This is a genomic window from Planococcus sp. CAU13, from assembly GCF_000775575.1.
Lineage (GTDB): Bacteria > Bacillota > Bacilli > Bacillales_A > Planococcaceae > Planococcus.
This window is the reverse complement of sequence record NZ_JRGN01000177.1, coordinates 1-1,460: the sequence shown is the minus strand read 5'-3', so window position 1 is coordinate 1,460 and position 1,460 is coordinate 1. Positions and strand designations below refer to the sequence as shown.

1 protein-coding gene is annotated in these 1,460 nt (G+C 41.4%); it reads left to right on the top strand.

The window, feature by feature from the left end; genetic code table 11:
- Nucleotides 1-197 precede the first annotated feature (197 nt).
- Nucleotides 198-1,391, top strand: a complete 1,194-nt coding sequence (locus tag KW93_RS07485) for an S-layer homology domain-containing protein (protein ID WP_081986954.1) — start codon at nucleotides 198-200, stop codon at nucleotides 1,389-1,391.
- Nucleotides 1,392-1,460 lie beyond the last annotated feature (69 nt).

The following is a 1,460-nucleotide window of genomic DNA, read 5'->3' as shown; positions in this document are numbered from 1 at the left end:
ATAATTTTGCCTGTCACAGGGTCCAAATGGAAATCTGGATACATCCAAACAACAAATACAAAATGCAAGAAAATTATTCCTTTTATGTAAACGCAAGCCTATAATGAAAGAAGTGTGTAAAGCATCGCAGCAAAAAACTCTTACAACTGAAATATAGGTACCGGGACTTGAAAACAAACAAAGGAGAGAGAAATCCGATGGCATATAAACCATTCTCATTTAATAGAAGGAAAGTGACAATGATGACATTATCCGCAGCGTTGATCGTATCGATGGCAGCACCGGCTGCTTTCGCTGCAGAGCCAGCTTTGGATACACCGATCGATGACAGCATGGAGGGAATTGTCACACCGAAGCCGGATGAACCTGAAGGAAAAGAACTGCAGAAGTTTACTTTCAGTGATGTCAGCTCGAAAAATACCCATCATGCTGCAATTTATAGAGCTCAGGAACTCGGTTTCATGAACGGATATCCGAATGGAACATTTGGACCAGCAGAGTCGATGTCCCGTTCGCATGCAGTCAAAGCGTTAGGTAAATATGTGCTGGCAATGGAAGGTCTGACAATCAGAGATATCAGCCTGAAAGATTATGCCGACGTTCAGCCGTTCAGTGACGTTCCGGTAAATCACAGGGATGCAGAACTTGTCCTTTATTCCCTCGTGGTTAAAAAAGCAGGAGTATTTAGAGGATCTGAAAATAGATTAATGCCTGCTAATTTGATTTCCCGTCAGCAGATGGCACAGGTGCTTGTTAATGCGTTTGGCCTGAAAGACCTCCCGGAAATCAATTCGCGTGTTATAGATCAAAGCCTCGCATTCTCTCATTTTCGTAAATACATCGATATTCTTTCGGAAAACGGTGTAACAGCTGTCGAAAAGTTCCGTCCACTTGAAAATACGACGCGTGCGCAGTTCGCATCATTCCTAACCCGTGCTTATGAAGCCGGAGGTAAAGAAATCACTGTACCGGCTTCAGTAAAGGCTATCAATGACGCAAAAACTATCGATGAAATGACAAGTGCGCTTAAGAATTTTAACAGTCCTAACTTGAATTACAGAAATAGCCATATAGTGGACGTTGCAAACAAATTATTAATTGATCATCAAGAAACTGAATTCAAGACAAAAGCCCAAGTCACACAAGTTATTAATATGATAACAGAAGCTGAAGCCAGACTTCTTGCTGCTATAAACGAAGCGACAACTCCTGAGGAAATGGCAGCTGCTTTAGGGGCGTTGGGTATGGAACAGTACGAGGCAGAAGACGATGACTATAAACTTCATATTGCAGCCTTCTTCCTGGATCATTTAGTTAATTATTCTTTTGAAACCATCGGTGATGCTATGTGGTTATACTTATTTAACTACCATCACGATGCTGAACATTAAAATCGCGACCCTGTGTAACAAAAAAACAATCTATACGAAAAAAATGCATGAAGAATCCGGTACCTCCAG